Origin of the sequence: Anaerobacillus alkalilacustris (assembly GCF_001866005.1) — a bacterium.
Classification (GTDB): domain Bacteria; phylum Bacillota; class Bacilli; order Bacillales; family Anaerobacillaceae; genus Anaerobacillus; species Anaerobacillus alkalilacustris.
This window is the reverse complement of record NZ_MLQR01000014.1, coordinates 56,460-63,553: the sequence shown is the minus strand read 5'-3', so window position 1 is coordinate 63,553 and position 7,094 is coordinate 56,460. Positions and strand designations below refer to the sequence as shown.

At 36.6% G+C, this 7,094-nt stretch carries 6 protein-coding genes, 11 tRNA genes and 2 rRNA genes; 18 read left to right on the top strand and 1 reads right to left on the bottom strand.

Annotation, left to right across the window (positions count from 1 at the left end):
• From BKP37_RS06930 to BKP37_RS06870, 13 genes are all read left to right on the top strand, one after another.
• Positions 1-216 (top strand): 23S ribosomal RNA (locus BKP37_RS06930); the annotation flags it as partial.
• A 142-nt stretch (positions 217-358) separates the two neighbouring features.
• Positions 359-474 (top strand): 5S ribosomal RNA (gene rrf, locus BKP37_RS06925).
• 94 nt (positions 475-568) lie between these two features.
• Positions 569-643: transfer RNA gene (locus BKP37_RS06920), tRNA-Asn, on the top strand.
• Position 644: 1 nt separating this feature from the next.
• Positions 645-720 (top strand) — tRNA-Thr (locus BKP37_RS06915).
• A gap of 13 nt (positions 721-733) precedes the next feature.
• Positions 734-808 (top strand) — tRNA-Glu (locus tag BKP37_RS06910).
• Positions 809-849: 41 nt separating this feature from the next.
• Positions 850-925, top strand: a tRNA-Val gene (locus BKP37_RS06905).
• 42 nt (positions 926-967) lie between these two features.
• Positions 968-1,040: transfer RNA gene (locus tag BKP37_RS06900), tRNA-Thr, on the top strand.
• A gap of 20 nt (positions 1,041-1,060) precedes the next feature.
• Positions 1,061-1,144 (top strand) — tRNA-Tyr (locus BKP37_RS06895).
• 8 nt (positions 1,145-1,152) lie between these two features.
• Positions 1,153-1,227: transfer RNA gene (locus BKP37_RS06890), tRNA-Gln, on the top strand.
• Between the two features lie 6 nt (positions 1,228-1,233).
• Positions 1,234-1,309, top strand: a tRNA-Lys gene (locus BKP37_RS06885).
• Between the two features lie 6 nt (positions 1,310-1,315).
• Positions 1,316-1,390, top strand: a tRNA-Gly gene (locus BKP37_RS06880).
• Between the two features lie 72 nt (positions 1,391-1,462).
• Positions 1,463-1,536, top strand: a tRNA-Gly gene (locus tag BKP37_RS06875).
• 3 nt (positions 1,537-1,539) lie between these two features.
• A tRNA-Ala gene (locus BKP37_RS06870) sits at positions 1,540-1,615 on the top strand.
• A gap of 80 nt (positions 1,616-1,695) precedes the next feature.
• Here BKP37_RS06870 and BKP37_RS06865 read toward each other — a convergent pair.
• Positions 1,696-1,890 carry an aspartyl-phosphate phosphatase Spo0E family protein gene (locus BKP37_RS06865; protein WP_071308884.1) on the bottom strand — a complete coding sequence of 65 codons (195 nt, stop codon included), beginning with the start codon at positions 1,888-1,890 and terminating at the stop codon, positions 1,696-1,698.
• A 168-nt stretch (positions 1,891-2,058) separates the two neighbouring features.
• On the opposite strand from BKP37_RS06865, the gene sigW reads away from it, so the two are divergent.
• The 5 genes from sigW to glmM all read left to right on the top strand — a co-directional run bounded on the left by sigW (position 2,059) and on the right by glmM (position 6,969).
• Entirely contained in the window at positions 2,059-2,622 is a 564-nt protein-coding gene (gene sigW / locus BKP37_RS06860) for an RNA polymerase sigma factor SigW (RefSeq protein ID WP_071308883.1), read from the top strand.
• 17 nt (positions 2,623-2,639) lie between these two features.
• A complete protein-coding gene (locus BKP37_RS06855) occupies positions 2,640-3,278 on the top strand; it encodes a zf-HC2 domain-containing protein (protein WP_071308882.1) in 639 nt (212 codons plus the stop codon).
• A 185-nt stretch (positions 3,279-3,463) separates the two neighbouring features.
• Entirely contained in the window at positions 3,464-4,285 is an 822-nt protein-coding gene (gene cdaA, locus BKP37_RS06850; protein ID WP_071308881.1) for a diadenylate cyclase CdaA, read from the top strand.
• Entirely contained in the window at positions 4,278-5,585 is a 1,308-nt protein-coding gene (locus tag BKP37_RS06845; RefSeq protein ID WP_071308880.1) for a CdaR family protein, read from the top strand. Before cdaA ends, BKP37_RS06845 begins: the two co-directional genes overlap by 8 nt.
• A 37-nt stretch (positions 5,586-5,622) precedes the next feature.
• Positions 5,623-6,969 carry a phosphoglucosamine mutase gene (gene glmM / locus BKP37_RS06840; protein WP_071308879.1) on the top strand — a complete coding sequence of 449 codons (1,347 nt, stop codon included), beginning with the start codon at positions 5,623-5,625 and terminating at the stop codon, positions 6,967-6,969.
• The last annotated feature ends 125 nt before the right edge of the window (positions 6,970-7,094 follow it).

Sequence of the window (7,094 nt, the reverse complement as noted above, 5' to 3'; positions counted from 1 at the left end):
GGTGTACCAGTTGTTCCGCCAGGAGCATAGCTGGGTAGCTACGTATGGAAGGGATAAGTGCTGAAAGCATCTAAGCATGAAGCCCCCCTCAAGATGAGATTTCCCTTGGAGTTAATCCAGTAAGACCCCTTAGAGATGATGAGGTTGATAGGTCTCGGGTGGAAGCACGGTGACGTGTGGAGCTGAGAGATACTAATCGGTCGAGGACTTATCCTAAAATAAGAATTGAATTCACACTCAAGAAACTTATATGTATGTTATCTAGTTTTCAGAGAATGATTATTCACTAGCGTAAAAAAAGTGTTGACTTTTGAGTCGTAGTGATATAAAATAATTATTGTCTTTGTGTTTTAATGAGTTTGGTGGCGATAGCGAAGAGGTCACACTCGTTCCCATGCCGAACACGATCGTTAAGCTCTTTTGCGCCGATGGTAGTTAGGGGCTTCCCCTTGTGAGAGTAGGACGTTGCCAAACTAATTAAAACACTAAAATGTTTTAATGGATTATATAATAGTTTCATTATAGCAAATGTTTTTCTACTTATTCTGATATTGGATTTAATTAACATTCCACAGTAGCTCAGTGGTAGAGCAATCGGCTGTTAACCGATCGGTCGTAGGTTCGAGTCCTACCTGTGGAGCCATGCTTCCATAGCTCAGTAGGTAGAGCACTTCCATGGTAAGGAAGGGGTCGTCGGTTCAAATCCGGTTGGAAGCTCCATTTTTACTTTAATGGCCCGTTGGTCAAGCGGTTAAGACACCGCCCTTTCACGGCGGTAACACGGGTTCGAATCCCGTACGGGTCACCAATTCAAATTTTATTAGATTGTAGTTCGATAAACTACTAATCGGAGGATTAGCTCAGCTGGGAGAGCACCTGCCTTACAAGCAGGGGGTCGGCGGTTCGATCCCGTCATCCTCCACCAGTTTTTTTGTGTAACAAAGTTGACAAAAAAAATACCTATTATGCCGGCCTAGCTCAATTGGTAGAGCAACTGACTTGTAATCAGTAGGTTGGGGGTTCAAGTCCTCTGGCCGGCACTCTTAATTAATTCTAATTCGGAGGGGTAGCGAAGTGGCTAAACGCGGCGGACTGTAAATCCGCTCCTTAGGGTTCGGCGGTTCGAATCCGTCCCCCTCCACCATTTATTATTGGGCTATAGCCAAGCGGTAAGGCAACGGACTTTGACTCCGTCATTCTCTGGTTCGAATCCAGATAGCCCAGCCATATTTTGAGCCATTAGCTCAGTCGGTAGAGCATCTGACTTTTAATCAGAGGGTCGAAGGTTCGAATCCTTCATGGCTCACCATTGTTTGCGGGAGTAGTTCAGTGGTAGAACACCACCTTGCCAAGGTGGGGGTCGCGAGTTCGAATCTCGTCTTCCGCTCCAACAAGAATGTAAACATATCAAGGTGAAAGTATATTGCGTAAATAATTAAATTGTGCTACAATTCAATAAAATGCGGGTGTAGTTTAATGGTAAAACCTCAGCCTTCCAAGCTGATGTCGTGAGTTCGATTCTCATCACCCGCTCCATTTGGGGCCTTAGCTCAGCTGGGAGAGCGCCTGCCTTGCACGCAGGAGGTCAGCGGTTCGATCCCGCTAGGCTCCACCAATACATAATGAAAAACCCTATATCAAATAGGGTTTATTTTTATTTTAAGTGTATTTACTTTATTAGTACAAATCAGCATTTTAGCTATGGACTAGGGTTTTAGTTTTCTTACTTATATGTATGTTATTATAAACATTTAATAGCTTGTCCAATTTTGTGCTAGCATCAACGACCTCTTTAGAATTTAGGGGGTTTTCATAAGCTAATTGGACCATTTTCTTTCTAGCAATTTCAATTTCCTCAAGCATTTTTTTATTTTTTAAATCTTTCTTCATAAAATTCCCTCCCTTTTAACTATTATATACCCAGAATGAAAAAAGAAAAACGTATATTTTAAAAATTGTAGAATTTCATCTTATTCATGATAAAATAAAATTATTTGAAACTTATTTATTAGAAATACGTAAATAAAGTAACCGCATAGAGCGGAGGTATAGAGGAGAATGGAGACATTAGTAAAAAGAATTATTAATGATGTAAAAAAAGGTGATCAGGAAGCTTTTGCTGAATTAGTCGAACTTTATAAAGATAAAGTTTATCAAATTTCTTATCGAATGGTGGGGAACGTTCACGAGGCACAAGACATAGCTCAAGAAGCTTTCTTACGTGCTTATATGAATATTGATACTTATGATTTGGATAGGAAATTTTCAACTTGGTTATTTCGAATTGTTACAAACCTATCTATTGATCGGTTAAGAAAGAAGAAACCAGACTTCTACTTAGATCAAGAAGTTGATGGTACTGAAGGACTTACTTTGGCTTCACAAATAGCTGCAACAGATGAATTACCAGAGGATCAAGTCATAACTTATGAGTTACAAGATTGGATACAAGGAGAAATACTTAACTTACCCCCAAAATATCGTTCTGCTATCATCTTGAAGTATATTGAGGACTTATCTTTGAAAGAAATAAGTGAGATTTTAGATCTTCCAATTGCTACTGTGAAAACAAGAATTCATAGGGGTAGAGAAGCACTTAGAAAAAGATTGAGTAATGTATAAAAAGGAGAGATTTACAAATGGAATGCAGGAAAGATATAGTCTCCTTAATTCATAAGTATTTCGATGAAGAAATAACTGAAACAGAGAAAAATCAACTAAAACAACATTTGAATGAGTGTAATCATTGTCGTAATCATTTTAATAAATTAAAAAAATCAATTGCATTTGTACAGAGCTCTTCTCATATTGTGGCCCCACCAAATTTTACAGATCTTGTAATGAAACAATTACCACAACCAAAACGGTCAAACAATTGGAAGCGGTGGATGAAAAAAAACCCATTTCTAGCAGCAGCTTCAGTATTTATTATTTTAATGTCAACTAGTGTTTTCTCTTTTTGGTTAGACAGTGGAGATGAGTTGTCTGTTTCAGGTCAAGCAAATCTGATAATTGATAAAGATAGAAATGTTGTGGTCATTCCAGAAGGGGAAATTGTTGAAGGTGATCTTATTGTAAGGAATGGCAGCTTACAAATTGATGGACAAGTGAATGGGAACGTGACGATTATTAACGGTCAAAATTATAGGGCGTCAGTTGGTAAAGTAACTGGAAATATTGAAGAAATTGATGAAGGTTTAGAGTGGATTTGGTACAATATAAAATCTTTTCTCTCTGATGCAGTAAATATATTTGATGGAAAAAAAGTAAACGAATAAAAAGGTGGTACATTATGATATGTATCACCTTTTCTATATTATCTATATAGAAATCGTAATAGATATTTAAATATTTAGGTTTACAGGTTATACCAAGTGTCACATACTGTTATGCTAATAATGTTATGGTATAATTAAAAAGTTATGTACCTCGTAAGTAAGAATTGTTATATGGAGGGGAAGTAATGATACTAGGTGATATTCAACTTATTGATGTATTAAGAATAGCAGTAGATATACTACTTGTTACATTTGTTATATATAAACTTATTATGATTGTCCGTGGCACAAGAGCTGTTCAATTATTTAAAGGTATTATTGTAATTTTAGCTGTATGGTTTTTAAGTGGTAGTTTAGGATTACATACACTTAGATGGATCATGTCTCAAGCTGTAATTTATGGTTTACTAGCGATTATTATCATTTTTCAACCTGAATTGCGTAGAGCTTTAGAACAATTAGGTCGAGGTAAATTTTTGTCGAGATCAAACTCAATTGACGATCAGGAAATGGAGAAGTCAATAGAAGAAATAGTCAAGGCGTCAATCTACATGGGAAAACGTCGTATTGGAGCATTAATCTCTATTGAGAGAGAAACTGGAATGAATGATTATATTGAAACTGGAATAGCTGTGAAAGGTAAATTAACATCTGAATTACTTATTAATATTTTTATTCCTAATACACCGTTACATGATGGAGCTGTGATTATCAAGAGCCATCAAATTATGGCAGCAGGCTGTTATTTACCATTGTCGGAAGATCCCTTTATATCAAAAGAGTTAGGGACAAGACACCGAGCTGCCCTAGGTATTAGTGAAGTTACTGATGCGATAACCTTAGCTGTCTCAGAAGAAACGGGTAATATTTCGGTTACTAAAAACGGTGAGTTACATCGCAATTTAGATGAAGAAGCATTAAAAGAGTTATTAATACAAGAGTTAGTTACAAGTACGAAGACAAATTCAACTTCTCTTTGGCAGTGGGGAGGGAAGAAGAATGGATAAATTATACAACAACCCATGGTTTGTTAAGGCGATTTCTTTTTTAATTGCCCTATTACTGTTTGCAGTTGTGAACTTTGATAATCCAAATAATCAACCAGGTGGAATACCAGTCGTAACAAACGGTTCGTATACAATTCCGGAAGTCCCTTTAAATGTTTATTATAATGAAGATGAATTAGCGATCACAGAAATTGTTGAACATGTACAAGTAAATTTAAGAGGACCACAAAATGTATTGACTTATTTCCAAATTGCTAGGCCGTCCTATGATGTATTTGTTGATTTACGTAATTTAGAACCAGGTACACATCATGTAAATGTTCAATATCGAAATTTTCCAAGTGAATTAACTGTTAATATTGTACCAGATACGATAAGGGTGACTATTGAGGAAAAAAGAACAATATCATTACCTGTTGAGATTGATTTAATTAATAAAGCTGAAATACCAGAAGGTTATACAGTTGGTACGCCTATCGTTAATCCAGTAAATGTAGAAATTACTGCTGCGGAGAGTATCATCCAACACGTAGCATTTGTTAAAGGGTTTGTTGATATAAAAGATGTTAATAAAACGGTGGAAAAGGGTATTCCGGTTAAAGTTTATGATCAGCAAGGTAATGAACTGGCGATCGATGTTAGTCCTTCGGTTGTAGATGTAAAAATACCTGTAACAAGCCCTAACAAAGATGTTCCACTTAAAATAACCCGAATTGGTGAACTGCCAGAAGGTTTAAGTATCCGTTCAATTGTTACCGATCCAAAAGAAGTAACGATCTTTGGACCGCGAGATGTTATAGATGGAATTTCGCACTTAGAGGGAGTGGAAGTCAATCTTTCAACCATTACTGAAAATACAGTATTGGAAATTGACCTTCCAGTACCACCAGGGGTTGAGAAGGTATCACCTTCTACTGTGAAAATAATTGTTGAAGTAGATATAGAAGAAACACTAGAAATAGAAGAGATACCTGTAGAAGTGATTGGCCTATCGGAGAGAATGGATGCTGAATTCTCAAATCCAAATCATAAAATCATTAGTTTAATTGTAAAAGGTTCACCGGCGGCAATCGATAGAATTCAAAAAGATGACGTAAAAGTCTATATTGATCTGAATGAGCTAGCGGTTGGTGAACATTTAGTACCAATTCAAGTTAGTGGACCTCAAAATATTTCATTTGATCTACCGTTTGATGAAATAGAAATTATTATTTCCGAAGTGTTGAGTATTGAAGAAGAAATTGAAACTAATGCAACTGATGAGTTTAATGAAAATAATGATGAATTGACTGAAACGTAGAAAATTAAGGGTGTTAACCTAAGGAGAGATTTAGAAAATGGGAAAATATTTTGGTACAGATGGAGTTCGAGGGGTAGCAAATACCGAATTAACTCCAGAACTAGCATTTAAGCTTGGAAGGTACGGTGGTTTTGTTTTAACTAAAAATACAGAGAAACCTAAAGTATTAATTGGTAGAGATACTCGTATTTCGGGGCACATGCTAGAAGGTGCTTTAGTAGCAGGCCTGTTATCAATAGGAGCAGAGGTTATGCGTCTTGGCGTTATTTCAACTCCAGGTGTTGCTTATTTAACAAAAGCATTAAGTGCCCATGCGGGAGTTATGATCTCTGCTTCTCACAACCCTGTTGAAGATAATGGGATTAAGTTTTTTGGTCCAGATGGTTTTAAATTATCAGACGATCAAGAACTGGAAATTGAAAAATTATTAGATCAAGTAGATGATCAATTACCAAGACCAACTGGAGTAAATGTCGGGCAACTGAGTGATTACTTTGAAGGTGGGCAGAAATATTTACAGTTTTTAAAGCAGACTGTTGATGAGGACTTTTCAGGTATTCACATTGCTCTTGATTGTGCACACGGAGCAGCATCATCTCTTGCGCCGCATCTTTTTGCAGATTTAGAGGCTGATATATCAACTTTAGGAACGAATCCTAATGGCTTAAATATTAATGACGGTGTAGGATCGACTCATCCAGAGACATTAGCGCAGTTTGTTTTGGATAAAAAGGCAGATATAGGGTTAGCGTTTGATGGAGATGCAGACCGTTTAATTGCAGTAGACGAAAATGGGAACATAGTAGATGGTGACCAGATCATGTATATCTGTGCAAAGTATTTTAAGGAAAAAGGTAGATTAAAGCATCAAACTGTCGTTTCGACAGTTATGAGTAATTTAGGATTTTATAAGGCTGTTGAAGCGATAGGTATTGCGGCAAAGCAAACGGCTGTAGGTGATCGTTATGTGATGGAAGAGATGAGAAAAGGTGGTTATAACCTAGGCGGTGAGCAATCCGGTCATATCATTTTCTTAGATTATAATACGACTGGCGATGGTATGTTGTCAGCGTTACAGTTAGTTAATATCATGAAAGTAACTCAAAAATCTCTTTCTGAACTTGCATCAGAAATTAAAAAGTACCCACAAAAGCTTGTTAATGTGAAGGTAGCCAACAAACAGGAATTAATGTCTAATATTGTTATTAATGAAGAAATCCGTCGCGTAGAACAAGCAATGAATGGTAATGGAAGAATCCTTGTAAGGCCTTCTGGAACAGAGCCACTCGTTCGCGTAATGGCAGAGGCACCTACCCAAGACCTTTGTGATCAATATGTTCAAGAAATTGTTGATGTAGTTAAGCAAGAATTAGGTTCACTATAATATATATGTTATATGCACAGACACAATTAAATTGCTCTGTGCATATTTTTATAGTATAGCCAAACAAATTTCTTTGTGAGGTTATGGTAAATTATGGTACAAAAGAGTGATTGACGTTTTCTGTA